The organism is Enterobacter sp. 3U4, from assembly GCF_057224565.1.
The window spans coordinates 1,957,553-1,982,162 of the sequence record NZ_CP136665.1 but is presented as its reverse complement, the minus strand read 5'-3'; the positions used below and the strand labels follow the sequence as shown (position 1 = coordinate 1,982,162).

Here is a 24,610-nt window from a genome sequence, read left to right as displayed (position 1 = left end):
TAAATACACACAGGAACCACATCATGAAAAAGACACTGACACTGATCGCCGCTGCAACCCTGAGCGCCCTGAGCTTCGCATCCTGGGCCGACACCCTGACCGTGGGCGCATCCAACACGCCGCACGCCGAAATTCTGGAGCAGGCAAAGCCGATTCTGGCGAAGCAGGGTATCGACCTGGAGATTAAACCGTTCCAGGACTACATTCTGCCGAACACCGCGCTGGCGGGTCATGACATCGACGCGAACTATTTTCAGCACATTCCTTACCTGAACAGCGTGCTGAAAGATCATGCGGGCGATAAGGACTACGATTTTGTCAGCGCGGGCGCGATCCACATTGAGCCAATCGGCATCTATTCCAAAAAATACAAGTCGCTGAAAGACCTGCCGGAAGGTGGCAAGATCATCATGCGTGACGCGGTTTCTGAAGAGGGCCGTATTCTCTCTATCTTCGAAAAAGAGGGCGTGATCAAGCTGAAGCCGGGCATCGATAAAGTGACCGCGCGCATCAGCGACATCGTCGAGAACCCGAAAAAGCTGAAGTTTACGCCTAACGTCGAAGCGTCTCTGCTGCCGCAGATGTACAACAACAACGAAGGCGATGCGGTGGTGATTAACGCCAACTACGCGATTGACGCCGGTCTGGATCCGGTTCACGACCCGATTGCGGTAGAGAGCGGTGAAAACAACCCGTACGCTAACATCATTACCGTGCATCGCGGTGACGAGAAGAAGAAAGACATCGTCGCGCTGGTGAACGTACTGCACTCGAAAGAGATTCAGGACTGGATCCGCACCAAGTACAAAGGCGCGGTCATTCCAGTAAACAACTAATTTACTGATTTTACTGATGAAGCCCGGCGAGTCTCTCGCCGGGCTTCTTTTTTGTATCCGGCAGGAGAATCATTTAAGCTCAACGTTTAACAGGCAATGGAGTGATGACGATGGGTAACGTGACCAAAGATGAAGCGCTGTATCAGGAGATGTGCCGGGTGGTCGGGAAGGTCGTGCTTGAGATGCGTGATTTAGGGCAGGAGCCAAAGCATATTGTCATTGCCGGGGTACTGCGTACCGCGCTGGCGAACCAGCGCGTGAAACGCAGTGAATTGACAACCGAGGCAATGGAAACGGTGGTTAAAGCGCTGGCCGGGTAAGACGCCAGCGCTTCGCAAGCTGCTCGAGCGAGCAGCAGAGCAGGTAGTAGACCACGCCCGTAAAGATAAAAATGGCCGCCGGGTAGATTTGCACCCGGTTGTTGACCTGTCCCGCCACCGTGGTCAGCTCCGGGACGTTCACGATAAACGCCAGCGACGTATCCTTCAGCAGGCTGATAAAAATCCCCACCAGCGACGGCAGAGTGTTCCTCAGCGCCTGCGGCAGCAGCACGCGCCACAGGGTTTGCTGCGTGCTGAATCCCTGTGACAGTGCGGCTTCGTACTGCCCGGACGGTAGCGCGTTAAGCCCGGACAGCACCGAGTGCATAACGGTTGCCGCCGTGAACCAGGCCAGGGCCAGCGTGACGGTCAGCGCTCCCGGCATGTCTCCTCCGGTGATAAGCGGCAGAAGATACCACATCCAGAAAATCACGAAGATAAGCGGGATACCGCGAATCAGCTCTGCCCACAAAAAGAGGGCTTTTCGCACGAGCCCGGTAAAGCGCCAGGACAGGCACGCGAGCGCAACGCCGCCGGGCAGGGCGATGACCGCTGCGCCAGCCGCCATCATTAACGAAAGCAAAACGCCTCCCGGTTCACCCGTTGCCGCGCGTCCCCACAGCAGATAATCGAGGTTATCGGTGATGACATTAAGTCCGGCAATCATGTTTTTCACTCCCTGCGGTGGCGACGTTTGGGCGTTTACGTTTCGCCTGTGGACCAAGGCATACCAGCGCCGTCCCCATGATCAGGCCGGTCAGCAGATAGAGTGCGGTACCGACGGTAAATGCCTCCAGCGCGTGCGCGTTATAGCTTTCGATCTGCCTGACCTGATAGGTGAGCTCGGCGAAGCCAATCCCGCTGGCGAGCGAGGAGAGCTTCATCAGGTTAAGGTACTGGCCCACAACCGGCTGCCAGGCGTTAGCCAGGCCCTGCGGCAGAAGAACGTAGCGAAACAAACGCCACGCGGAGAATCCCTGGGCGAGCGCCGCCTCCCGCTGCCCGGCTGGCACGGAACGCAATCCAGCTTCCACCTCTTCGATTAAAAACGCCGAGGTAAAGACGCCCAGCCCCCAGGCAGAACATAAAAACTCGGGCGTAAACCACCAGACGTCGCCGGGCAGAATTGACCAGCTGTGATCGGCGTTAACTACGTCGCGAAACGCCTGCGGCAGCCCGTTCCAGGCGGCAAAATACCAGAACAGCAGCTGCACCAGCAGCGGGGTATTGCGAAACAGCGATACCCAGCCGCTGACGATCGCTTTCCCGACGCGTCCACCGGACAGGCGCAGGAGCATAAAGAGCAGTGCGAGCAGGCTGGCCAGCGCGATCCCCGCCAGCGTCACCCACAGGGTGGTGAGGAATCCGGAGAGTATCCACTGCAGAGGCTGTCCGGTCAGCACCCCCTGCCAGTCGAGCGCGGGCATTACAGATGCTCCTGATGCAGCGGGTTGAGCACCTTTTGCAGGAAACGCTGCGCGCGCGGATGCGCTGGCCGGCTGAAAAATTGCGCCGGCGGTGCGGTTTCCAGAATTTTTCCGCCGTCGATAAAGACAATCCGGTCGGCAATTTCCCGGGCAAACTGCATCTCGTGAGTCACCACGATCATCGTGATTCCGCTGTGGGCGAGAGCTTTCATCACGAACAGGACTTCACCAATCATCTCGGGATCGAGCGCCGACGTCGGCTCGTCAAAGAGAATGATTTGCGGCGACGAGGCCAGGGCGCGGGCAATCGCCACGCGCTGCTGCTGCCCGCCGGATAGCTCTGCCGGGAAATGGTGGGCTTTTTCCAGCATCCCGACCTTCTCCAGCAGGGCCAGCGCGCGCTCCTGGGCTGGTCGTGGCTTCCAGCCGTGAACGTGCTCCAGGGCCAGGGTGATGTTCTGGCTGGCGGTGAGATGGGCATAAAGATTGAACTGCTGGAACACAAACCCCACGCGGCTTCGCAGCTGGCGCAGCCCGCTACCGGAGAGCTTTCCGGTAGGCTTATTGTCGACCAGAATCTCTCCGCCGCTCAGAGGTTCAAGCTGGTTGATAAGACGAATCAGGGTGGATTTACCGGAACCCGACGGGCCGAGGATGGCAACCACTTCACCGGGCGTAATGGTGAGGTTAATGTCGCTTAAAACCTGATGGTCACCGTAGCGTTTGTCCACATGACGAAACTCGACGCTGGCCTGTTCCAGATGTGAAAAATCCGCGGCACCGGCCGCGGAGTGTGAAAATAAACCTGAGAGCATAATTACCTGGCTTCTATTTTAAAGCCGCGAGGCTGTGGAGCAGGGGTGCCAGGACCAAACCAGACATCATAGATTTTTGCCGCCTGACCGGTCTTCTCAAGATTAACCAGCTCGTCGTTAACGGCCTTCAGCAGCGCCGTTTCACCTTTCTTCACCCCCACGCCAATCTCTTCTTTACTGAGCAGATCGGGCAGGATTTTGAAGTTCGCTTTGTCCGGCGCCTGCGCCAGCAGGCCGGCCAGAATGGTGCTGTCCTGGGTAATGGCCTGGACGTTGCCATTGCGCAGTGCGGTCAGCGCCAGGGGAATGTCGTCATAGGAGAGGACGCGGGACTGCGGGAAACGCTGGTGCAGCGCCTGCTCGCCCGTCGTTCCTTTGACCGCGCCAATGCGCGCCCGGCTATAGTCATCGAGCTTGTCCGGTGATTTCACCGGAACCAGGAACTGCTGGCCGGTGACGAAGTAAGGTGTTGAGAAATCAATGACCTGTGCGCGTTCCGGGGTGATGGTGATATCCGCTACGATCAGGTCGGCTTTGCCGGACTGCAGCAGCGGAATGCGGTTAGCCGGATTGGTGGCAACCAGTTCAAGCTTCACGCCGAGCGATTTTGCCAGCGCTTTGGCGAAGTCCACGTCATAACCCACGATCTCGTGCGTTTTTGCATCAATCGAGCCAAACGGCGGGTTGGCGTCAAACGTGGCCACTTTCACCACCCCTGCGGCCTTAATATCCGCCAGCTGATCGGCCTGTGCCTGCGCTGAAAGCAGGCTCCCCGCCGCCAGTAATCCAAGAACCAGTGTCCGTTTGGTAAACCCTTTCATGTTTGCTGCCATAGTCATTCGCCATCCCGTTGTTTTTGTTTTACCTCGTTACGCTCCCATAAGGGAAAGCTATCGCCAAATAAGAAATCGTTCTTTGCTATGAGCAAAAAAGCATTAGTGAACAAGGTGTTAATGAAGAGTGAAAAGAACGCAGTGCTATTTGCAGATCCTGCACATCGACAGTGGATTTTGGTATTTCCCCTGAACGGGATTTGGGTGCTTAACTGAAGGCAGACACGGCGAGAGAGGGTAAGACGATGAAAAAGTGGATCAGCACGTTACGGCGGTTTTTTGCGGCCCGGCCAGCGAATGCGGAGAACAGCGCGCAACGTGTTCTTGAATCGATACTGCCCGTCGCCAGCCTGTATGGTGTAGACGTTGCCAACATTGACCCGGAGTGGTTCCATGATAAAACGCCACGCTGAACTGCGCCGCACGCGCGAAACGTACTGGAACGAAGTGTGCGTGACGTTTAACGAGTGAAATAAAAAAGCACCGGTTTCCCGGTGCTTTTTTATTAGATCTTGCAGGCGTCGCCGCAGTCGTCGTCGGCGACAATCGCCTGCGCTTTTTTGTCCGCATCGTCCAGACGTTCCGCATTACGCTCTTCTGCTTCATCCAGACCGTTAAACACTAAGTTATCGAGATCAATTTCCATGTGGCACCTGCTCTGTTCAGTTTTCGATACTGGCACAGTATAGGGCAAAAAAAGCCAGCAATGTACCTCGCAGCACATAAGGATAATCCCTGCCATACTCAGTGCTTTATCGCTGAGGAGAGCACATGATTACACTCTGTAAAACCTGCGGAACTGCCTACGATGCCCGGCCGGACAGATGCCCGATTTGCGAGGATGAACGCCAGTATGTGCCCGCTACGGGCCAGGCGTGGACCGATCTTGATACCGTCACCGCCGCGCACAGCAACAAATGGCAGCTGCTGGAGCCGCGATTGTTCGGAATCAAAACGGTTCCTGCGTTTGCTATCAACCAGCGGGCACTGCTTCTGCAAACGCCCCACGGCAATATCCTCTGGGACTGCATCGCCAACATAGACCCCGCAACCAAAACGCTTATTACCGCCCTCGGCGGCATCAGCGCGATAGCGATTTCACATCCGCACTATTACACCACGATGCAGGAGTGGGCTGCGGCGTTTGACGCACCGGTGTACCTGCACGCCAGCGACAGAGAGTGGGTGATGCGCGACAGCCCGGCCATTCATTTCTGGGAAGGCGATGCGCTGGAGGTTTGCCCGTCGGTCACCCTGCTGCGTCTGGGCGGGCATTTTGCCGGTGGAACGGTGCTGCACTGGCAGGAGGGGGACGGGGTGCTGCTGGCAGGCGATATTCTGCAGGTCACGCCGGGTAAAGACGCCGTCTCGTTTATGTGGAGCTACCCGAACTATCTTCCGCTGCCGGCCCGCGCCGTGGCGTCCGTCGTAAGTCGTCTGGGAGGCAGAACGTTTGAACGTCTGTACGGCGCGTTCGAAGGGCAGAACATCCTCGCTAACGCGGACGAAATTGTGCAGCGGTCAGGCCAGAAATATATTGCTTGTCTGAAGTAAACGACGATAGGTAAACTTTACAAGTGTGATCTCGATCATACCTAAACTAAAACAGATAAAAGAGACATTGCTATGCAACATATCATTGAAGGTTTTCTCAGCTTTCAAAAAGAGATTTTCCCGCAACGTAAAGAACTCTTCCGCAGTTTAGCGTCCAGCCAGAATCCCAAAGCGCTGTTCATCTCATGCTCCGACAGCCGTCTGGTCCCGGAACTGGTCACCCAGCAAGAGCCAGGACAACTCTTTGTCATTCGTAATGCTGGCAACATTGTGCCGCCGTTCGGACCAGAGCCAGGCGGCGTGTCCGCAACCATCGAATACGCCGTTGTGGCGCTGGGCGTCACGGATATCGTGATTTGCGGCCACTCCAACTGCGGCGCGATGAAGGCGATTGCCGATAACGCGAACCTGGAACCAATGCCTGCCGTGTCGCACTGGCTTCGCTATTCCGACGCGGCGAAAGCCGTGGTGGAGAAGAAAACCTGGGATAAGCCGATCGATAAAGTCAATGCGATGGTGCAGGAGAACGTGTTTGCGCAGCTGAGCAACATCAAGACCCATCCGTCCGTTGCCGTGGGCCTGCGTAATAACTCCATCCGACTGCACGGCTGGGTTTACGACATTGAAAGCGGCGAAATCCTCGCGCTGGATAAAGCGACGAAAACCTTCGTTTCGCTGTCGGAAAACCCGGAAGTCTTCTTCGAGTAATCCGCAACAGCAGGGCACGGAAGCCCTGTCAGTTTTCAAAATAGTCTAATCTCCGCCGCACGCGCGACGCGGGTTTTTCCGCCGCTTTCGCCATCGCCTCTGCAATCTCTGCACACTCCGCCAGCCCCTGAACGAAGGGACGATCGTGCATCAGCCACGGTATCGCACCGAAAGCGATGCGCCCGCGAACGGTGTCAGGCGCTTTTAAGGTGTAATCCTCGCCGATATCGGGTATCTCATCGCCGGTCGCTTGCAGCTGTTTTCGCAGCGTCGGGAAGGGCAGATCTTTCGTTTTCAGCGGCTTTTGTCCGCGGGCGTCAATAAACACGTCGAAACGATTGACGGTCTCTTTTGTGGTTATCACCGTTCGATCGCCGCCTACGTCGAGCGTGTAGTCGTCCCCGAGCGCGGCCACGCTGATGATGCCGGCTTCGCGAAGCGCGAGCAGCCTGCGGATAGACTGCGGAGGGATGGCGGCATAGTTGTCGATAAATACCCGGGCCAGGCCTTGCTTAAAGCGCTCTTTGTCCTGGTCGTTGAGGTGGGGAACAATCTCCTGAACCACTTCATGCAGCCGAAGGACGGTATAGCGCCAGGCCACGGTACGGCGTTCCCGTTTGTTGCGTTCAACCTCGTTGAGGTTCTCTTCCGCCCAGGTAAAGGGGCCGTGGCGTTTACGATCCTCAAACCAGGCCTCACGAATAGTGTCCGCATTCAGCGTATGCAGAGACATTTCCTCGCACCACGCCGGATCGGAAAGCTGAAGCTCTTTGACCATCAGGGTAAATATACGGTCAAGCAGGCCATCCGATCCTGTGGCAATCTCGCGTTCAACCACGCGTTCGGTCAATACCGACAGCGGCTCGTAAGGAATCGGGCAGTAAAAATCGGCCTCCGGCAGAATGCCCGTCCGGGACATCAGCGTAATGGTTAACCCTTCGCTGCCATTGTTGAGGATGAATTTACCGTCTCTAAACGCGCCGTGCTGCATCACCACCGCCATAGCCGCATCGAGACCGCTTAACGATGTTCCCATGATACCGACGCGGCAGGGAGGAATACTGGCGTCCATCAGACCGGACCACGGGCTTGGGAAGAACGTGCGCGTGGCTTCATCCTCATCTGGCCAGACGTGGCCGGTGGCGATAACCGCCAGGTCGAATTGATCCGGTAAGGTGCGGTCGTTGACCGAAATCGTCACGCCGGTTGTCGAAGGGATGATGTCGGTGACCTTCGCGGATTCATGGACCTTAACCTCGAACCCCAGCTTATTAGCCTCTTTTACGATTGAACGAAAGCTGTCGCGAAAATACTCCCCCAGCAGGATCCGGGGCAGGAACTGTCGGTCATGCAGGCTGGCTTTATCCACCTTAAAGCGCGCCAGATGGGCATCGCTCTGTTCCTTGAGCCAGTCGAGGTAGGTCATAAAAATGGGCGGGATTTCAATGCTCGCAATGTTCGCCAGCATCAGCCGGGAATTATCGTCATCGTTATAGGGCATGCCCACGCCAGCTTCATCTGCCTGCTCGAAAACGGAAACGGAGAGCGGAGTGCCGTTTTGAAGCAGGTGATAAAAGGTGTAAATCCCTGTGGGGCCGGAGCCGATAATCGCGATTTTCTTCATCGACACGTTTCCTGTGTTTTTTCCATAGGAAAAGCGTAGCAGGAGAATAATGATGAAAATAAAGGATTAAGAAAATTCAGGCTATCAGAGGAGAATTTGCACCATTTCAGGACTGAAATGGTGCGTCCGAGTGGACTCGAACCACCGACCCCCACCATGTCAAGGTGGTGCTCTAACCAACTGAGCTACGGACGCAGAATGGTGCGTTCAATTGGACTCGAACCAACGACCCCCACCATGTCAAGGTGGTGCTCTAACCAACTGAGCTATGAACGCAACGTGTTGTCGGTGACAACGGGGACGAATATTAGCGGCACAGCACCGAGGTGGCAAGAGGGAAAATGCAATTTTCTCTCTGATTTCACGCGATTGCTGTATTACCGCGCAAAGTGAAGAGAAAGTAGCCGCCGGGTGGCGGCTACTGCGTATTTAACGGGCAGCGCGTTGCAAAATGATCGTTGATGGCTGGCGCTGCAGGAAGCGCATACGCATCATCATCATAATCGCCGCCGACGTCAGGCCGATGATAAAGCCCATCCAGAACCCTGCCGGCCCCATGCGGTCAACCACCAGGTCGGTCAGGGCCAGAATATAACCACACGGCAGACCCAGCACCCAGTAGGCGATGAAGGTGATAAAGAAGATGGAGCGCGTGTCTTTATAGCCACGCAGCACGCCGCTGCCAATCACCTGGATGGAGTCCGAAATCTGGTAAATCGCGGCCAACAGCATCAGGTGCGATGCCAGCGTGACGACTTCCGGATTGTCGTTATAGAGCAGGGCAATCTGCTCGCGAAGCGCAACGGTAAAAAGCGCCGTGCAAATGGCCATGCAGACGCCGACGCCCAGCCCGGTCCGGGCGGCCGTTTGCGCATCCAGCGTTGACCCCTGGCCCAGGCGGAAGCCCACGCGAATCGTCACCGCCGCTGCCAGCGACATCGGTAGGACGAACATCAGAGAGCTGAAGTTCAGCGCAATCTGGTGGCCCGCGACATCAATAATGCCCAGCGGGGAGACCAGCAGGGCGACTACGGCAAACAGGGTCACCTCAAAGAACAGCGCCAGCGCGATAGGCAGCCCTAACTGCACCAGACGCGTCATGATGTTCCAGTCCGGCGTGCTGAATCTGTTCTCGTTACGAATGTCGCGCATGGAGCGGGCGCGCTTCACGAAGGTAAGCATCGAGAAGAACATTACCCAGTAAACGGCTGCCGTCGCCACGCCGCAGCCGACGCCGCCCAGCTCCGGCATCCCGAAATGACCGTAGATAAAGACATAGTTCACCGGAATGTTGACCAGCAGCCCGATAAATCCCATCACCATGCCGGGCTTGGTTTTCGCCAGGCCTTCACACTGGTTACGCGCCACCTGGAAAAAGAGGTAGCCAGGCGCACCCCAGAGTAAAGCGCGCAGATAGCCCACGGCTTTATCCGCCAGTGCCGGGTCAATGTTATGCATAGCGCGAATGATATGGCCCGCGTTCCAGAGCACGACCATGATCAGCACGGAGACAAACCCTGCCAGCCAGAAACCCTGACGGACCTGATGTGCAATGCGCTCGCGACGACCCGAGCCATTGAGCTGAGCGATAACAGGCGTGAGCGCGAGCAGCAGACCGTGACCGAACAGGATGGCCGGAAGCCAGATTGACGTGCCGATAGCAACGGCCGCCATATCGGTGGCGCTGTAGCCACCTGCCATTACCGTATCCACAAATCCCATTGCGGTCTGGGCCACTTGCGCGATGATCACTGGTATAGCCAGTGCCAATAACTGGCGCGCTTCATTCATGTACTTCTGCACGTGAACACCTTTATTTTGTAGTTATTTGAGAGACTAAAAAAGCCGCCGAAACGGGCAGCAAGAAGAAAATGCAGGGGGGTGCCAGCTATTGTAGCGGGCTTTAGCTTTTAATCTAGTGAAAAAATCGCCAGAAAATGCGCTCCGCTGGCAACCTGTTTTTCCAACTGTTATTGTGGTGGGATTAAACGGTGTCACCACCGTCCGGAAAAAACAGGAGTTGTAAGCATGTTTACTGGTATTGTGCAGGGCATCGCCAAAGTGGTGTCCATTGATGAAAAACCTAATTTCCGTACTCATGTTGTTGAGCTGCCGGAATATATGCTTGAGGGCATTGAAACAGGCGCGTCGATTGCCCATAACGGCTGCTGCCTGACCGTTACCGAAATTAACGGCAACCAGATTAGCTTTGATTTAATGAAAGAGACGCTGCGCATCACCAATCTGGGCGAGCTGGCGGTGGGAGATACCGTCAACGTTGAGCGGGCGGCGAAGTTCAGCGATGAGATTGGCGGCCACCTGATGTCCGGGCACATCATGACCACCGCTGAAGTGGCGAAAATCGTAACCTCGGAAAATAACCGTCAAATCTGGTTTAAAATGCAGGATCCGTCATTAATGAAATACATCCTCTATAAAGGATTTATTGGCATTGACGGGATTAGCCTGACGGTGGGAGAAGTGACGCCAACGCGTTTTTGCGTACATTTAATTCCTGAAACGCTGCAGCGCACCACGCTGGGCGCCAAAAAACTCGGGCATCGCGTGAATATCGAAATCGATCCGCAAACCCAGGCGGTAGTGGATACGGTTGAGCGCGTGCTGGCAGCAAAAGAAGCCGCAATAATAAAGACCGCCGCAGAAGAAGAATAAAAAATAACCCCGGACATCCGGGGTTATTTTTTTAGCGTGCGACACGCAGTCCGTGTTCAATACCTCGGCTGAATACCACCTGCCAAAGCTGAATATCCCGCGCGCGAAACGCCCCCGCGCAGGCATTCAGATAATAGCTAAACATCCGCTTGAATCGTTCTGAATAGTTGTCCGCAATCTCGGGCCAGGCTTTCTGGAAACGTTCATGCCACGCCATTAAGGTGGTGTCGTAGTCCGCGCCAAAGTTATGCCAGTCTTCCATCACGAAATGGGGTTCACTGGCGTTGGCAATCTGGCGAACGGACGGCAAACAGCCATTCGGAAAGATGTATTTGTTGATCCACGGGTCAACGTTATTGTCGGTCCGCTTAGAGCCGATGGTGTGCAGCAGAAAGATGCCGTCTGGTTTCAGATTACGATCCACCACCTCAAAATAGGTAGCGTAGTTTTTCGGCCCGACGTGCTCGAACATGCCGACGGAAACGATCCGGTCAAACTGCTCGTTCAGGTCACGGTAGTCCTGCAGCCGGATATCCACATCGAGGCCCTGGCAGCGCTCTCGCGCCATTTTTTGCTGTTCCGCTGAAATCGTGACGCCGACGACGCTGACGGCATAGTGCTTCGCCATAAAATACGCCAGCCCGCCCCAGCCGCAGCCGATATCCAGCACGCGCATACCGGGCTGTAGCTGCAGCTTCTCGCTAATCAGACGCAGCTTTGCCTGCTGGGCCTCTTCAAGCGTCGACGCCTCTTTCCAGTAGGCGCAGGAGTACTGCATGAAAGGGTCCAGCATACGGCTGAACAGGTCGTTGCCAAGATCGTAGTGTTCTTTGCCCACGATCCACGCGCGTTTTTTACTTTGCAGATTGAACAGTCGGGCAGAGGCGACACGCAGGGTGTCTTTCAGATTGTGAGGGAGTTGATTTTCAAGACCGGCACGCAGCACGCTGGCGAAAAAGGTATCCAGACGTTCGCACTCCCACCAGCCGTCCATATAGCTTTCACCCAGGCCTAACGATCCCTCCCGCAACACGCGTTTAAAAAAGTCGGGATGTTTAACCTGAGGATCGGATGGCGATGATCCATTGATAGTGATGCCTGCTCGACCTAACAGTTCACTGACGATCCGGGACCAGTTATCGTCCGGAACGCTGACTTCTTCTATACACGATGAACTCATAGCTTCTCCATCACCCTACTGTGATCAGAACCTTAAAACAGCGTAGACGCTTTTTTTGGTTTGTGAGAAATCTCACGGTAAATACCGTGAGGCTAGTATCCGACGTAGAACAGAGGAAGGGAGATAACCCTTGCCGAAATGCCTTCCATGGTAAAACGGGAGCACTCCGGCTCCCGTTAACACTTAATATTTATCGTATTTAATCGAACCAAATTTAGTATAGGCCTCAAAATTTGGTGATTCAATATAAAATTCTTAGCAACCTAATGACTGAAATGTAACATGATTTCTGACGCAATCAGGCATGTGACGTTTCAACCCGAGCACTATTTTCCTGCTCACGCTGCGCGGAAGCCTGCATGCGGTAACCCAATACCGCCAGCACTACGGTGAACAGCATCACGCTGGTGGTTGTCAAAAGCGGCGTGGCAATCAGGGCCGAGACCACCAGACTTGCCAGGAAGCACAGCCCCAGCTGCAGGGTGTTCTGCAGCGCGGCGGCGCGACCTGTCGCCTGCGGGAACGGACGCAGCGCCTGGGCTACAACGATTGGGTAAATCGCCCCGTTCGCAATGGCCATCACGCAGAATGGGATCAAAATTTCGGCCAGACCGGCACCCGGAATAAAGCCAACTGCCCAGGTGCCGATGACGCTAAGCGCATACAGCACCAGCAGCCACGGCAGCATCTGCTGACCTTCCCACTTTTGCAGCGCCGCGCGACAGCCGTACCCGCCCACCAGGAACGCGATAGTCTGCGGAACATAGCTCAGGCCGATGGCTGCCGGGCTGTAGCCCATATCGTGCAGAATGAACGGCGAACCGGTGAGCCACGCGAAGAAGCTTGCCGAGCAGGCGGCATAGATCAGGACGTTACCGCGATACGCTTTGGTGCTGAGCAGGGAAGTGAAGGTAATGGGCTTCGCATCGGCATGCGCCTCTTTTTTATGCGCGGGCTTGAGGGCAAACGCAGGAAGCATCAGTACCAGGGTAATGGCAAACAGCGTGGCGAAGATGGCCTGCCAGTCGAAATGCGCGAGGATCCAGCTGCCCAGCAGCGGGGCGAGGGCAGGTGAGAGACCCACCAGCGGCATAATAGTGGCGAAAATACGGTTAGTGCGGTTAGCCGGATAATAGTCGGTGACCAGCGCCTGCCAGGTCACGGCCGCGGCACAGACGCCCACGGCCTGAATAAAGCGCAGCACCAGCAGCCAGGTGGCATCGCGTACCCACAGCATTCCCAGGCAGCCCGCGGCAAAAATGGCCAGGCCCAGCAACAGCACCGGTTTACGACCAAAGCGATCCGAGAGCGGTCCCCACAGCAGCTGCGCGAAAGCAAAGCCGGCGAGGAATAAACTCAGGCTGGCGCTGATGGCGGCAGCAGGGGTTTGCAAATCTTCCTGCATGGCGGCAAACGCCGGCAGGTACATATCGGTGGCCAAAAAGCCCAGCACGCTTAAGCCGCCGAGCCAGATTAAAAAACCGTTCCTGGGTTGCATTATTTTATTCTCCTGAGGAGGCAGGTATACATTGGCGCTGAGTGTAGGGAGTGCAAAGCCGCTTGTGAAACGCTAATATTTGGCGGGTGCATTCAAAAATTTTGCAGGCAGAAAATGTGGTCAGATTATTCTCTTGAAGTGGTCGATGCTGTTGCGCGTAACGGTAGCTTTAGCGGTGCGGCGCAGGAGCTGCACCGCGTCCCTTCGGCAATCAGCTATACGGTGCGTCAGCTGGAGGAGTGGCTGGCGGTTCCGCTGTTTGAACGGCGGCATCGCGACGTGGAATTAACGCCCGCAGGCGCGTGGTTTTTGAAGGAAGGGCGTTCTGTTATCAAAAAAATGCAGATCACCCGCGAACAGTGTCAGCAGATCGCCAACGGTTGGCGGGGACATCTTTCCATCGCGGTGGATAACATCGTTAAGCCGGAACGTACCCGACAGATGATCGTCGATTTCTATCGTCATTTTTCAGACGTCGAGCTGCGGGTCTCGCAGGAGGTGTTCAACGGCGTCTGGGATGCGCTGGCGGACGGCAGGGCCGAGATGGCGATTGGGGCAACGCAGGCGATCCCGGTCGGGGGGCGTTACGCTTTTCGCGATATGGGCATGCTCAGCTGGAAATGCGTGGTGGCACGCGATCATCCCCTGGCGGCGATGGAAGGGCCGCTGAGCGACGATTCGCTACGCAACTGGCCATCGCTGGTGCTGGAGGATACCTCCCGTTCATTGCCTAAGCGTATCACCTGGCTTCTGGACAACCAGCGACGGCTGGTGGCCCCTGACTGGGAATCGTCGGCGACGTGCCTCAGCGCCGGGCTGTGCGTCGCGATGGTGCCCGTTCATTTCGCGCGTCCGCGCATCGATACCGGAGAATGGGTTGAGCTGACGCTTGAAAATCCGTTCCCGGATGCGGCCTGCTGCCTGACCTGGCAGCAAAATGATGTCTCGCCCGCCATGGCCTGGCTGCTGGACTATCTGGGAGACAGCGAAACGCTGAATCGGGAATGGTTACGGGAGCCAGCATAGCTGGCCCCGTAAAGGGATTAACGACGGTAGTCGCGGAACGGACCATCCGCAACGGAACGGCGTTCAATCAGGCGCGGGTGAACTTCAATGGACTGCGACTCTTCGCGCTTGTTGACGATCCTGTCCAGCAGCATATTGAAGGCCGTTTCGCCCAGCGAATCTTTTGGCTGGTGAATGGTTGTCAGCGCCGGGGTGAAGAAGCGCGCGTTACGCACGTTGTCATACCCGATCACGGAAATATCCTGCGGTACGCGCAGACCCAGCTCGTCGGCAGCGCAGAGCGCGCCCATGGCCATGATGTCACCCCCGCAGAAAACGGCGGTCGGGCGGTGCGGCTGGGAAACAATCTGCTGCATCGCGCGGTAGCCTGACTCCGGCTCAAAGTCGCCCTGCACGATCCAGTTTTCCGGCACGGTGATCAGCGCTTCTTCCATCGCTTTCATAAAACCGGCCAGACGGCCCGCGCCGGTGTTACGCTCCAGCGGACCCGGGATCACGCCAATCTCGCGGTGACCGCGTTCGATCAGATAACGACCGGCCATATAGCCACCTTCAAAGGCGTTATCGATAACGGAATCGGTGAAATCCGCGCGCGCTTCGCCCCAGTCCATGACCACCATAGGAATGTGGCGATACTCTTCGAGCATCGACAGCACGGATTCCGGATATTCGGAACACATCACCAGCAGGCCATCAACGCGCTTCTGCGCCATCATCGACAGGTAGGCGCGCTGTTTTTCAATGCTGTTCCAGGCGTTGCCCAGAATCAGGGTATAGCCTTTCTGGAAGCAGTTTTTTTCAACCGCTTCAATGATCTCGGCAAAATAGGCCGCTTCACTGCTGGTTGCCAGCAATCCAATGGATTTGGTGTGATTAACCTTGAGGCTGCGCGCAACCGCACTTGGCGAATAGTGCAGTTCTTTGATCGCTGCCCAGACGGCGTTGCGCGTCTCTTCCGCCACAAAGCGGGTTTTGTTAATTACATGTGATACGGTTGTAGTGGAAACGTTTGCGCGTTTTGCTACGTCTTTAATTGTTGCCATTAAATGTCACTCCAGACCATATCCTAAACTCCTGAAAAACTTGAAGGTAAACGTTTGCCTTCTCTCACCCTTATCACGCAATCTTGAATTGCGGCACGCCGGGAAAACGACACGGGACGTCAGGAGGGGGTCAATGGCCGGTACGCTAATAAATTTAGCGTGGAATTTTGTCCTATCTTGATGAAAAGGGGAAGAGGTAAAGTGGTTATCAGTATAAATCCAGGAAGATTTTTAACGTAATCTGTGCAAAAATGAGCAAGCTCACTTTTCGTGGGGGGATTAAAAGGAGAAAAATTGATGAGTTCCGATCTGAAGTTTTCGCTGTTCACCACCGTTATTGTGCTGGCTCTGATTGTTGCGGCCGGTCTGACGGCTGCGCTGCACTGATTTACGCGGAGGGAGAGCCTTCTCCCTCCCGATTGTTACTTCTCTGGCAAAAATCTTTTGCCATTTTGTTAACTTCTCATTTTTTGTGATTGATGTCATGCTTTCCGCTTCTTTGTTCTGTGTCACCACATGACACGGCATCCGGAGTTGACGCATGAAAATCAATTTTCCCCTGCTGGCCCTGGCGATTGGCGCTTTTGGGATTGGCACCACTGAATTCTCCCCGATGGGGTTACTGCCCGTTATTGCCCGGGGCGTAGATGTCTCGATCCCTGCGGCAGGGATGTTAATCAGCGCCTACGCCATCGGCGTGATGGTCGGTGCGCCGTTGATGACGCTTTTACTTTCGCACCGCGCGCGCCGTAATGCGCTGATTTTCCTGATGGCGATTTTCACCCTGGGCAACGTGCTTTCGGCCATTGCACCGGACTACACCACATTGATGCTGTCACGCATTCTGACCAGCCTTAACCACGGCGCGTTCTTTGGGCTGGGGTCGGTCGTGGCTGCCAGCGTGGTGCCTAAACATAAGCAGGCGAGCGCCGTGGCAACTATGTTCATGGGGCTGACGATTGCCAATATCGGGGGGGTGCCTGCGGCAACCTGGCTGGGAGAAGCGATCGGCTGGCGTATGTCCTTCCTGGCGACTGCCGGACTGGGCGTGGTTGCGATGGTGGCGCTGTTCTTCTCCCTGCCGAAAGGCAGCGCGGGGGAACGTCCTGACGTGCGCAAAGAACTGTCGGTGCTGATGCGCCCGCAGGTGCTCTCCGCGCTGCTCACCACCGTGCTGGGGGCAGGGGCGATGTTTACCCTCTACACCTATATTTCACCGGTATTGCATGACATCACCCACGCAACGCCTCTCTTTGTGACCGCGATGCTGGTGCTGATTGGCGTGGGCTTCTCGATCGGCAACTATCTCGGCGGGAAATTTGCCGACCGTTCCGTGAGCGGGACGCTGAAGGGCTTCTTAACCCTGCTGATTGTCATCATGATTGCCATTCCGTGGCTGGCGCGTAATGAGTTCGGGGCCGCGATCGCGATGGTCGTCTGGGGGGCTGCCACTTTTGCCGTGGTGCCGCCGCTGCAGATGCGCGTGATGCGCGTCGCGCATGAAGCGCCGGGCCTCTCATCTTCGGTCAATATTGGTGCCTTCAACCTGGGCAATGCGCTCGGTGCGGCGGCCGGTGGGGCCGTGATTTCAGGGGGACTGGGGTACAGCTTTGTGCCGGTGATGGGGGCGATTATTGCCGCGCTCGGCCTGCTGCTGGTGATGATGTCGGGTCGTAAGCAGCCAGAAGCCGCCTGCGCTGCGGAATAAACCAAAAACGCAGAAGGGCGAACCCTTCTGCGTGTCTCTTACGCAGCGAAGTTCTTCGCCACAAAGTCCCAGTGAACCAGTGCCCAGAAGTGCTCCAGGTAGTTAGGGCGCGCGTTGCGGTAATCGATGTAGTAAGCGTGTTCCCACACGTCCACGGTCATCAGCGGCTTAGCGCTGGTGGTCAGCGGGGTGCCCGCGTTAGAGGTGGACACGATAGCCAGTTTGCCATCCGCCTCTTTAACCAGCCACGTCCAGCCAGAACCGAAGTTTTTGATGGCGGCATCGGTGAATTTCGCTTTGAAATCCGCGAAGCTGCCAAATGCGGCATTGATAGCGGTAGCCAGTTCACCGACAGGTTCACCGCCGGCATTCGGCGCCAGGCAGTGCCAGTAGAAGGTGTGGTTCCACACCTGAGCCGCGTTGTTAAATACGCCACCCTCTGAGCTGCGAACGATCTCTTCCAGCGTTTTGCCTTCAAAATCGGTGCCCTTGATCAGATTGTTCAGGTTGGTGACGTAAGTCTGGTGATGCTTGCCGTAGTGATATTCCAGGGTTTCCGCAGAAATGTGCGGGGCCAGGGCGTCTTTTGCATACGGTAGTGCAGGTAATTCGAACGACATTGCTTCTCTCCTTATTGTATTTTGCGTTGCCAAATAACCACACAGACAACATGGACAGGATAGCAAATTGAAAGGGTATGCAAAAGAGGAACTTACCCTGCCACGGATGTGGCAGGGCAGGGGTTAGCGAATGGTTTTCGGCGTCATCACGCGACGCGCGCCGACGTAGTGGCGTACCCAGTAATCTTCACTGAGAGAGGTGATCTGAATATCCTGGCCGCTACGCGGTGACTGGATGAATTTCCCGTTGCCGACATAGACGCCGACGTGGTCAGCCGTGCCGCGACCCTGAGTGCGGAAGAACACCAGATCGCCGTTTTCCAGCTCACCGCGGTCAACCGGTGAGGCATCGCGCAGGTGGTACATTTCATTGGCAGTACGAGGAATGCGGAATTTGACCAGATCTTTATAGGCGTAATAAACGAGGCCGCTGCAGTCAAACCCGGTACGCGGCGAGCTGCCACCCCAGTGATAAGGTTTGCCAATCTGCCCCATCAGTTTGTTCATCGCGGTCTTTTGCGCTTTCTGTACGCGCACTTTATGCACTTCCGCTATTTTCGTGACCTTCGTGCATTTCGCCTTGTGGCCTTTACGGGTGATGCATTTTTCAGTAACGAGGTTAGCGGCGGTTTGCGAAGCTTTACTTTTAGCGGAGTGGGCAGTGCGGGAAGGTTTTGTTTTCGTCTTGCTGGAAGCGGTCTGTTTCGTCTGAGCCGGTGTTTTTTTCTTACGTTCTGTGGCTTTCACCAGATGGTTTTTTTGTACAGCAGAATGCCGCGCCTGCTGAGAGGCGTTTGCCACTGGCGTGAAGGTGAGTGAAGTAAACAGTAAAGCACAGAGCGTGATCGAGATTTTATTTATCCGCGCCACTGGGCAGTCCCCTGATAAATGCAGGTCATCAATAATACCCGCGTGTGATTTACAAAGCCCGTCGATTCTAATCTATAAAAACCCAGAAAGTTAATAGCATTTTTCAATCTACAATCCTGTTTCGTTAGCAAGTGCAAAAAAATTCATCGTTCTGTCGCACATTTGCCCACTCCCTAAGCAAAACCCTGACTGCCGCAGGGGTAAACACCATTTGCAATGCAACTTTTCGTGACTCGGGGTAGAATGTATAAACGTGACAAAAATGTTATTTTCCGATGCCAGTCTGAACCGCTACAATGTCAGACGAATGCCGTAACAGAAGTTAAAGGAAGCAAGACATGAGCACCACTATTGAAAAAATCCAGCGCCAGATCGCTGAAAACCCGATTCTGCTGTATATGAAAGGTTCTCCAAAGCTGCCGAGCTGCGGCTTCTCCGCGCAAGCGGTTCAGGCGCTGTCAGCCTGTGGTGAGCGTTTTGCTTACGTTGATATTCTGCAGAACCCGGACATCCGAGCTGAGCTGCCGAAGTACGCGAACTGGCCGACGTTCCCACAGCTGTGGGTTGACGGTGAACTGGTTGGCGGCTGCGATATCCTGATTGAAATGTATCAGCGTGGCGAACTGCAGCAGCTGATCAAAGAGACGGCGGCTAAGTACAAAACTGAAGAGCCGGACGCAGAGTAATTTTCTGCGCAAATAAAAAAGCGACCCGCTATGTGGTCGCTTTTTTTTTGTCGGGTGGCGCTGCGCTTACCCGACCTACGATTGGTGCTCGTCCTCATCACCCATCGGCAGCGGCCAGCCGCCCAGACGCTTCCAGCGGTTGACGATCTCACAGAACAGCTCAGCGGTGCGCTCCGTGTCATACAGCGCGGAGTGCGCCTGCGTGCCGTCGAACGGAATGCCAGCCGTAATACAGGCCTTTGATAACACCGTTTGTCCCAGCGCCAGGCCGCTCAGCGCGGCGGTGTCGAAGGTCACAAACGGATGGAAGGGATTGCGTTTGAGCGCGGCGCGCTCGGCTGCGGCCATGGTAAAGCTGTGATCGAAGGTGGCGTTATGGGCCACCATGATGGCGCGGCTGCAGTTGCTCTCTTTCATGCCTTTACGCACCATTTTAAAAATGGCGTGCAGCGCGTCATATTCACTGACTGCACCACGCAGCGGGTTATGCGGATCGATACCGTTAAACGCCAGCGCTTCCGGCTGTAAGTTTGCCCCTTCGAAAGGTTCAACGTGGAAATGCAGCGTGGTGTCCGGGATAAGCCAGCCCTGTTCATCCATCTTCAGCGTGATGGCCGCAATTTCGAGCAGCGCATCGGTTTTAGCGTTAAATCCGGCTGTTTCTACATCAATGACAACGGGATAAAAACCACGAAAACGGTCGCACAGACCGCTAAATTGAGCGTTATCGGACATCAGGGTCTCTTACATGGGGAAAAAGCAGAGCGCATTATGGCAAATTTTGCGGGGTGATGCAGTAAAACTACGGGCGCACGTTGCGCCCTGAGGGATCAGTTGCCCAGACCGCGACCGGCGTCTTTGGCTTCGATCAGCTCGATTTTATAACCGTCCGGATCTTCCACAAACGCAATCACGGTGGTGCCACCTTTTACCGGGCCCGCTTCGCGCGTGACGTTACCGCCGTTGCTGCGAATGCGCTCACACGCTTCGGCCGCGTTGTCCACTTCCAGCGCGATATGGCCATAGGCCGTGCCCAGCTCATAGCTGTCGACACCCCAGTTGTAGGTCAGCTCGATCACCGCTTCATCCGTTTCCGGGCCGTAACCCACAAACGCCAGCGAGTATTTGTATTCCGGGTTTTCGCTGGTGCGCAGCAGCTTCATGCCCAGGACGTTAGTGTAGAAATCGATAGAACGTTGCAGGTCGCCAACGCGCAGCATGGTGTGAAGTAGGCGCATAATTTCCTCATTAACCAATGGAATAAAATAGCTTTTTGAACAGAAACGATGTTTTAGTATAGCGGCGAACTGTCGCCGCTATCAATGTACAATGGCGAGATTACAGTGAAGGGTAGTCGGTGTAGCCTTCCGCGCCGCCGCCGTAGAAGCTTTCCGGACGCTGCGGGTTCAGAGCCGCCTTTTTCTGCAGTCGGGCAACCAGATCCGGGTTGGCGATGTAGTCGCGGCCAAACGCGACGGCATCGATCAGCCCTTTGCCGATCAGGTCTTCGGCTTTCTCCGGGGTATAAGCCCCCGCACCGATGATCACGCCGTGGAAACGCTCGCGCACTTTCTGACGGAAAGCGTCCGTGTAAGGTTTACCGCCAGCCCAGTCCGGCTCGGACATGTGCAGATAAGCGATGCCACGTTTAGCCAGTTCTTCGATCAGATACAGGGCATCGGCCTCTTCGTTCGGACCGTTGTCGACGTTCTGGAAGGACCCGATTGGGGAAACGCGAATGCCGATACGGTCCGGGCTCCACTCCTGGCACACGGCGTCAACCACTTCCAGCACCAGGCGAGCGCGGTTTTCAACGCTGCCGCCGTACTGGTCGGTGCGGTGGTTAGAAGACGGTGACAGGAACTGGTGCAGAAGATAGCCATGCGCGGAGTGCAGCTCAATCAGGTCAAAACCGGCTTCACGTGCGTTGGCCACGGCCTGGCGGAAGTCGTTAACGATCCCAGGGATTTCGTCCAGCTCAAGCGCGCGCGGCATAGAGGTATCCACGCGGATCGCATTGCCGTTTTCATCGCGCAGGGAAGTACGGGTATTGGCGCTCAGAGCCGAAGCGGAAACCGGAGCCAGGCCGCCAGGCTGAATGCTGCTGTGAGAGATACGGCCGGTATGCCACAGCTGGACCGCAATGCGACCCTCTTCAGCGTGAACGCCCGCGGTAATTTTCTGCCATGCGGCGATCTGTTCCGGGCTGTGAAGGCCCGGCGCACCGGCATAACCCTTAGCCTGAGCAGAAATCTGCGTGGCTTCGGTGATGATCAGGCCAGAGCTTGCGCGCTGACGATAGTATTCGCCCATCAGTGGGGTTGGGATGTCACCCGGCTCAATGCTGCGCAGACGGGTCAGCGGAGCCATAAACACGCGGTTTGGCGCCGTGACGGCACCCACTTTCAGTGGGGTAAACAGTTTTTCAGCTGACATAAAGACTCCTGAGTAGACCAGTCGACTAGTAATAAGGTAAATAAAAAGCGCCCGTTATACGCCAGGCGCAGTAATGCTGTTTTTCACATGTGCCAGCGCGCTTTCCAGCGGCACGGCACTGCGCGAAATTTTTGCCTGCAGGTTGGCCCCTAACCAGAGGGAGTAGAGCACCTGAGACTGCATTAAGGGGTCGCCGGAAAAGGCCAGCGTTTTTTCATCGCGGCCTTTCTCCAGCGCCTGGGCCAGCAGGGCGATAACGCCGCGGGCACCTTTATCCATCGCCGAGCGCATATCTTCGGAAAGATCGCACACTTCGGCAGACAGCTTGACCGTCAGGCATCCGCTGATAATGCCCTGCTGACAGAACTGGTTCAGCGTTTCCTGATAGTAGTTCAGAACACGATCCCGATAGTTTCCTTCGCCCGACGCAAAGTGGGTCGCCAGACGCTGGTGGTAACCCGCGTAATGACGCTCCAGCATCGCGACGCCAAAGGCCTCTTTGGACCGGAAGTAGTGATAAAACGACCCCTTCGGTACCTCAGCGGTTTTTAATAACTCGCTCAACCCCATACCGGTAAACCCGCGATGCATGCAAAGGCGCTCGCCGGTTGCCAGTAGATGTTCGCGGGTATCGTGTTCAGTATTTCTGCTCATGGGCCGCACTCTAATAGACCGTTCGGTCTAATGCAAGCGAGTTTAGTGCCGACATGCGCTCAGTATATCCAGCTGCTGTTGATAAACCGTTGATTTCACGTCCATCATACCTAATACGGTTGAGAATAAATTGTCCTGGGAGACCGCATTTTTTGCTGCATGGTCGCGTAAACACTGTTCATTGACGCCAAAGTTTTTCGCGTAGTCCGGCGACAGCCAGAACATAAACGGAATATGCGTTTGCTGCTCCGGCGCCAGCATGTACGGCGTACCGTGCAGATAAATGCCGCTTTCACCCAGTGACTCACCGTGATCTGAAAGATAAATCAGCGCGGTGTTCATGCTCGCCTGGCGCGCTTTCAGCGCATCAATGGTTTTGCTGACCATGCTGTCGGTATACAGGATGGTGTTGTCATAGGTATTTAGCAGCGCCTGATGGTCGCAATCCTGAATTTCATTGGTGTCGCAGGTTGGGGTAAATTTCCGGAAATTGTCCGGGTAACGGCGATAGTACGCCGGGCCGTGGCTCCCCATCAGGTGAATAACCAGCACCGTGTCCTGCTTCAGACCATCCAGCACGTTGTCCAGACGGTAGAAATTCACATCATCAATACAGGATTTGTCTTTGCAGAACTGATCCAGATTCCACTGCGTCATATCGGTATGCGGCACGCGATCGCAGGCACCTTTACAGCCTCCGTCGTTGTCGCGCCACAGCAGGTTGATACCCGCATGTTTCAGAACATCGAGCAAACCTTCCTGATGGTGAGCCAGGTCGGCATCGTATTTGCTACGCGTCATGCCGGAGAACATGCACGGAACGGAAACGGCGGTTTCAGTGCCGCATGAGGAGGCCTGCGGGAAGTTAATCACATCCTGCTTTTTCAGCTCCGGGTTCGTTTCACGATCGTAACCATTCAGGGAATAGTTCGCCGCGCGAGAGGCTTCCCCGACGACCAGTACCAGAACGGTTTTCTTTTGCTGACCCGAAATCAACGGTCCTTTATGGGCATCTTCGCCAATCCGTACCAGCGTTTGATCGCCGGCAAACCAGCGCATTTTGCTGTACTTCACCACGGCGCTGACATAGTTGGCCGGGGTCACCATTTTGACGATGCTTTTGTTGTTGCGGAACAGCGAGGCGTAATCTTTATAAAACACGGCGGCAATCAGGATAATTACCAGCAGGGCGCCAAGCATCGCAGCGACGCGCGTCAGCAGGGCATACCACCATTTACCGGTACGAATGCGGGTCAGAGCCAGCACCACGGAAGGCACGAGGCCAGCAATAACAATCCACAGAATCATCTGCGGCGTCACAAGGGCTGTCGCTTCCTGAGAGTTGGTTTCGAACACGTTCACAATCATGTTCTGATCGATCACCGCGCCGTAGGTGTACATAAAATAGGTTGCCGCGGCGCATCCGATCGTCAATACAATCAGCAGCGGCTTACGGATATAGGGGATATTCAGCAGGCTAAAGACAATCACCCAGCCGCAAAACAGCACCAGCGGTACGGACGCGGCAAAGAGGATGTCGTGCAGGTGCGCAGGGGCAATAATGGCCCAGCTGCGCTGGATAAACAGCCCGTTGATTAGCGTAAAAAAGAGTGCACAGCCCAGAGTAAATTTAATATCGTTACATTGTAACTTTTTGATTAACCACATCGATCGGTAAACCTGTCATTGTCATGATGGGCCGAGTATAAAGAGGGAAGATTAGTGAAACCTTAATGCCATAAATCTGTGGTATAGGCCTTGCACGTGGCGCGTTTAGCGTCTTCACTGTAGGTGAGAATGGCTTTCTGGAGGTGAGTGTGGAAGAGCAGCTGGAGTTTTTCCCCATCCAGAGCCCGTGCCGGGGGATTTGTCAGGTGGATGAACGCGGATATTGCCGCGGGTGCATGCGTACCCGCGACGAGCGTTTCAACTGGCAAAACTTTAGCGACACGCAAAAGCAGGAGGTGCTACGCCTCTGCCGACAGCGTCTTCTGCGCAAAATACGCGCAAACAAAGCCGGTGAGACCGAAGAACCCCAGCAACCTTCACTTTTTTAACACGGTAATTGCGTATACTCATGACATCACGTCCTTGAGGAA

At 55.5% G+C, this 24,610-nt stretch carries 28 protein-coding genes and 2 tRNA genes; 11 read left to right on the top strand and 19 right to left on the bottom strand.

The genetic code is table 11. The features are described 5' to 3' along the window. The first annotated feature begins 23 nt into the window (after nucleotides 1-23). On the top strand, nucleotides 24-836 hold the full coding sequence (locus RVY89_RS09350; protein ID WP_008500616.1) for a MetQ/NlpA family ABC transporter substrate-binding protein: 813 nt from the start codon (nucleotides 24-26) through the stop codon (nucleotides 834-836). Between the two features lie 110 nt (nucleotides 837-946). Beyond that, nucleotides 947-1,156: a fumarate hydratase FumD gene (fumD, locus tag RVY89_RS09345; RefSeq protein ID WP_008500615.1), complete on the top strand. Its 210-nt coding sequence runs from the start codon at nucleotides 947-949 to the stop codon at nucleotides 1,154-1,156. On the opposite strand, the gene RVY89_RS09340 is transcribed toward fumD, so the two are convergent. Genes RVY89_RS09340 through RVY89_RS09325 form a run of 4 tightly spaced genes read right to left on the bottom strand, consistent with a single transcriptional unit; the run spans nucleotide 1,137 to nucleotide 4,231 of the window. Next, the gene (locus tag RVY89_RS09340; protein ID WP_484827624.1) at nucleotides 1,137-1,823 is read right to left on the bottom strand and encodes an amino acid ABC transporter permease; all 687 of its coding nucleotides are present in this window, start codon (nucleotides 1,821-1,823) and stop codon (nucleotides 1,137-1,139) included. The two genes, fumD and RVY89_RS09340, sit on opposite strands and share 20 nt — an antisense overlap. After that, nucleotides 1,807-2,583, bottom strand: coding sequence for an amino acid ABC transporter permease (locus RVY89_RS09335; RefSeq protein WP_484827623.1), 777 nt, complete (start codon nucleotides 2,581-2,583; stop codon nucleotides 1,807-1,809). Before RVY89_RS09335 ends, RVY89_RS09340 begins: the two co-directional genes overlap by 17 nt. Then, on the bottom strand, nucleotides 2,583-3,398 hold the full coding sequence (locus tag RVY89_RS09330) for an amino acid ABC transporter ATP-binding protein (RefSeq protein ID WP_484827622.1): 816 nt from the start codon (nucleotides 3,396-3,398) through the stop codon (nucleotides 2,583-2,585). The genes RVY89_RS09335 and RVY89_RS09330 overlap by 1 nt, the downstream gene beginning before the upstream one ends. Nucleotides 3,399-3,400: 2 nt before the next feature. Further along, on the bottom strand, nucleotides 3,401-4,231 hold the full coding sequence (locus tag RVY89_RS09325) for an ABC transporter substrate-binding protein (RefSeq protein ID WP_484827923.1): 831 nt from the start codon (nucleotides 4,229-4,231) through the stop codon (nucleotides 3,401-3,403). A gap of 245 nt (nucleotides 4,232-4,476) precedes the next feature. On the opposite strand from RVY89_RS09325, the gene RVY89_RS09320 reads away from it, so the two are divergent. After that, nucleotides 4,477-4,644 (top strand): hypothetical protein, encoded by a 168-nt coding sequence (locus RVY89_RS09320; protein WP_032666818.1) that lies wholly within the window; start codon nucleotides 4,477-4,479, stop codon nucleotides 4,642-4,644. A 92-nt stretch (nucleotides 4,645-4,736) separates the two neighbouring features. On the opposite strand, the gene RVY89_RS09315 is transcribed toward RVY89_RS09320, so the two are convergent. Further along, nucleotides 4,737-4,877 (bottom strand): hypothetical protein, encoded by a 141-nt coding sequence (locus RVY89_RS09315; RefSeq protein WP_003857665.1) that lies wholly within the window; start codon nucleotides 4,875-4,877, stop codon nucleotides 4,737-4,739. Nucleotides 4,878-5,002: 125 nt separating this feature from the next. On the opposite strand from RVY89_RS09315, the gene RVY89_RS09310 reads away from it, so the two are divergent. Beyond that, nucleotides 5,003-5,785, top strand: a complete 783-nt coding sequence (locus RVY89_RS09310; protein ID WP_484827621.1) for an MBL fold metallo-hydrolase — start codon at nucleotides 5,003-5,005, stop codon at nucleotides 5,783-5,785. A gap of 72 nt (nucleotides 5,786-5,857) precedes the next feature. After that, complete coding sequence (locus RVY89_RS09305) at nucleotides 5,858-6,493, top strand: carbonic anhydrase (RefSeq protein WP_335244136.1); 636 nt, start codon at nucleotides 5,858-5,860, stop codon at nucleotides 6,491-6,493. Between the two features lie 28 nt (nucleotides 6,494-6,521). On the opposite strand, the gene RVY89_RS09300 is transcribed toward RVY89_RS09305, so the two are convergent. The 4 genes from RVY89_RS09300 to mdtK all read right to left on the bottom strand — a co-directional run bounded on the left by RVY89_RS09300 (nucleotide 6,522) and on the right by mdtK (nucleotide 9,920). Beyond that, entirely contained in the window at nucleotides 6,522-8,117 is a 1,596-nt protein-coding gene (locus RVY89_RS09300; RefSeq protein WP_484827620.1) for an FAD-NAD(P)-binding protein, read from the bottom strand. A 118-nt stretch (nucleotides 8,118-8,235) separates the two neighbouring features. After that, nucleotides 8,236-8,312 (bottom strand) — tRNA-Val (locus RVY89_RS09295). A 4-nt stretch (nucleotides 8,313-8,316) separates the two neighbouring features. Then, nucleotides 8,317-8,393, bottom strand: a tRNA-Val gene (locus RVY89_RS09290). A gap of 153 nt (nucleotides 8,394-8,546) precedes the next feature. Then, on the bottom strand, nucleotides 8,547-9,920 hold the full coding sequence (gene mdtK, locus RVY89_RS09285; RefSeq protein WP_484827619.1) for an MdtK family multidrug efflux MATE transporter: 1,374 nt from the start codon (nucleotides 9,918-9,920) through the stop codon (nucleotides 8,547-8,549). A gap of 225 nt (nucleotides 9,921-10,145) precedes the next feature. On the opposite strand from mdtK, the gene RVY89_RS09280 reads away from it, so the two are divergent. Further along, nucleotides 10,146-10,790 carry a riboflavin synthase subunit alpha gene (locus RVY89_RS09280; protein WP_371897643.1) on the top strand — a complete coding sequence of 215 codons (645 nt, stop codon included), beginning with the start codon at nucleotides 10,146-10,148 and terminating at the stop codon, nucleotides 10,788-10,790. A gap of 31 nt (nucleotides 10,791-10,821) precedes the next feature. Here RVY89_RS09280 and cfa read toward each other — a convergent pair whose 3' ends face one another. Both cfa and punC read right to left on the bottom strand, forming a co-directional pair. Next, nucleotides 10,822-11,970 carry a cyclopropane fatty acyl phospholipid synthase gene (gene cfa, locus RVY89_RS09275; protein ID WP_484827618.1) on the bottom strand — a complete coding sequence of 383 codons (1,149 nt, stop codon included), beginning with the start codon at nucleotides 11,968-11,970 and terminating at the stop codon, nucleotides 10,822-10,824. Between the two features lie 298 nt (nucleotides 11,971-12,268). Next, entirely contained in the window at nucleotides 12,269-13,468 is a 1,200-nt protein-coding gene (gene punC / locus RVY89_RS09270) for a purine nucleoside transporter PunC (protein WP_484827617.1), read from the bottom strand. A gap of 114 nt (nucleotides 13,469-13,582) precedes the next feature. Here punC and punR point away from each other — a divergent pair, with 114 nt between their 5' ends. After that, the gene (gene punR / locus RVY89_RS09265) at nucleotides 13,583-14,494 is read left to right on the top strand and encodes a DNA-binding transcriptional activator PunR (RefSeq protein ID WP_484827616.1); all 912 of its coding nucleotides are present in this window, start codon (nucleotides 13,583-13,585) and stop codon (nucleotides 14,492-14,494) included. Between the two features lie 17 nt (nucleotides 14,495-14,511). Here punR and purR read toward each other — a convergent pair whose 3' ends face one another. Beyond that, nucleotides 14,512-15,537, bottom strand: coding sequence for an HTH-type transcriptional repressor PurR (gene purR, locus RVY89_RS09260; protein WP_008500597.1), 1,026 nt, complete (start codon nucleotides 15,535-15,537; stop codon nucleotides 14,512-14,514). 297 nt (nucleotides 15,538-15,834) lie between these two features. Between purR and cydH the strand changes: the two genes are divergently transcribed. Both cydH and RVY89_RS09250 read left to right on the top strand, forming a co-directional pair. Next, nucleotides 15,835-15,924 carry a cytochrome bd-I oxidase subunit CydH gene (gene cydH, locus RVY89_RS09255; RefSeq protein WP_020688313.1) on the top strand — a complete coding sequence of 30 codons (90 nt, stop codon included), beginning with the start codon at nucleotides 15,835-15,837 and terminating at the stop codon, nucleotides 15,922-15,924. A 154-nt stretch (nucleotides 15,925-16,078) separates the two neighbouring features. Then, a complete protein-coding gene (locus RVY89_RS09250) occupies nucleotides 16,079-17,245 on the top strand; it encodes an MFS transporter (protein ID WP_484827615.1) in 1,167 nt (388 codons plus the stop codon). Between the two features lie 38 nt (nucleotides 17,246-17,283). Here RVY89_RS09250 and sodB read toward each other — a convergent pair whose 3' ends face one another. Together sodB and RVY89_RS09240 are read right to left on the bottom strand one after the other, a co-directional pair. Then, entirely contained in the window at nucleotides 17,284-17,865 is a 582-nt protein-coding gene (sodB, locus tag RVY89_RS09245) for a superoxide dismutase [Fe] (protein WP_484827614.1), read from the bottom strand. A 123-nt stretch (nucleotides 17,866-17,988) separates the two neighbouring features. Further along, the gene (locus tag RVY89_RS09240) at nucleotides 17,989-18,735 is read right to left on the bottom strand and encodes a C40 family peptidase (protein WP_484827613.1); all 747 of its coding nucleotides are present in this window, start codon (nucleotides 18,733-18,735) and stop codon (nucleotides 17,989-17,991) included. 338 nt (nucleotides 18,736-19,073) lie between these two features. Between RVY89_RS09240 and grxD the strand changes: the two genes are divergently transcribed. Further along, a complete protein-coding gene (gene grxD / locus RVY89_RS09235; RefSeq protein ID WP_003832760.1) occupies nucleotides 19,074-19,421 on the top strand; it encodes a monothiol glutaredoxin 4 in 348 nt (115 codons plus the stop codon). A 75-nt stretch (nucleotides 19,422-19,496) separates the two neighbouring features. On the opposite strand, the gene rnt is transcribed toward grxD, so the two are convergent. From rnt to eptA, 5 genes are all read right to left on the bottom strand, one after another. Further along, nucleotides 19,497-20,156 carry a ribonuclease T gene (gene rnt / locus RVY89_RS09230; protein WP_371897638.1) on the bottom strand — a complete coding sequence of 220 codons (660 nt, stop codon included), beginning with the start codon at nucleotides 20,154-20,156 and terminating at the stop codon, nucleotides 19,497-19,499. Nucleotides 20,157-20,251: 95 nt separating this feature from the next. Continuing rightward, on the bottom strand, nucleotides 20,252-20,659 hold the full coding sequence (gloA, locus tag RVY89_RS09225; RefSeq protein ID WP_013096923.1) for a lactoylglutathione lyase: 408 nt from the start codon (nucleotides 20,657-20,659) through the stop codon (nucleotides 20,252-20,254). A gap of 100 nt (nucleotides 20,660-20,759) precedes the next feature. Next, entirely contained in the window at nucleotides 20,760-21,857 is a 1,098-nt protein-coding gene (gene nemA, locus RVY89_RS09220) for an N-ethylmaleimide reductase (RefSeq protein WP_484827612.1), read from the bottom strand. Between the two features lie 54 nt (nucleotides 21,858-21,911). Beyond that, nucleotides 21,912-22,511 (bottom strand): TetR/AcrR family transcriptional regulator, encoded by a 600-nt coding sequence (locus RVY89_RS09215; protein WP_045910326.1) that lies wholly within the window; start codon nucleotides 22,509-22,511, stop codon nucleotides 21,912-21,914. A gap of 42 nt (nucleotides 22,512-22,553) precedes the next feature. Then, complete coding sequence (eptA, locus tag RVY89_RS09210; RefSeq protein ID WP_484827611.1) at nucleotides 22,554-24,179, bottom strand: phosphoethanolamine transferase EptA; 1,626 nt, start codon at nucleotides 24,177-24,179, stop codon at nucleotides 22,554-22,556. Between the two features lie 149 nt (nucleotides 24,180-24,328). On the opposite strand from eptA, the gene RVY89_RS09205 reads away from it, so the two are divergent. After that, a complete protein-coding gene (locus tag RVY89_RS09205) occupies nucleotides 24,329-24,568 on the top strand; it encodes a DUF1289 domain-containing protein (protein ID WP_484827610.1) in 240 nt (79 codons plus the stop codon). Nucleotides 24,569-24,610 lie beyond the last annotated feature (42 nt).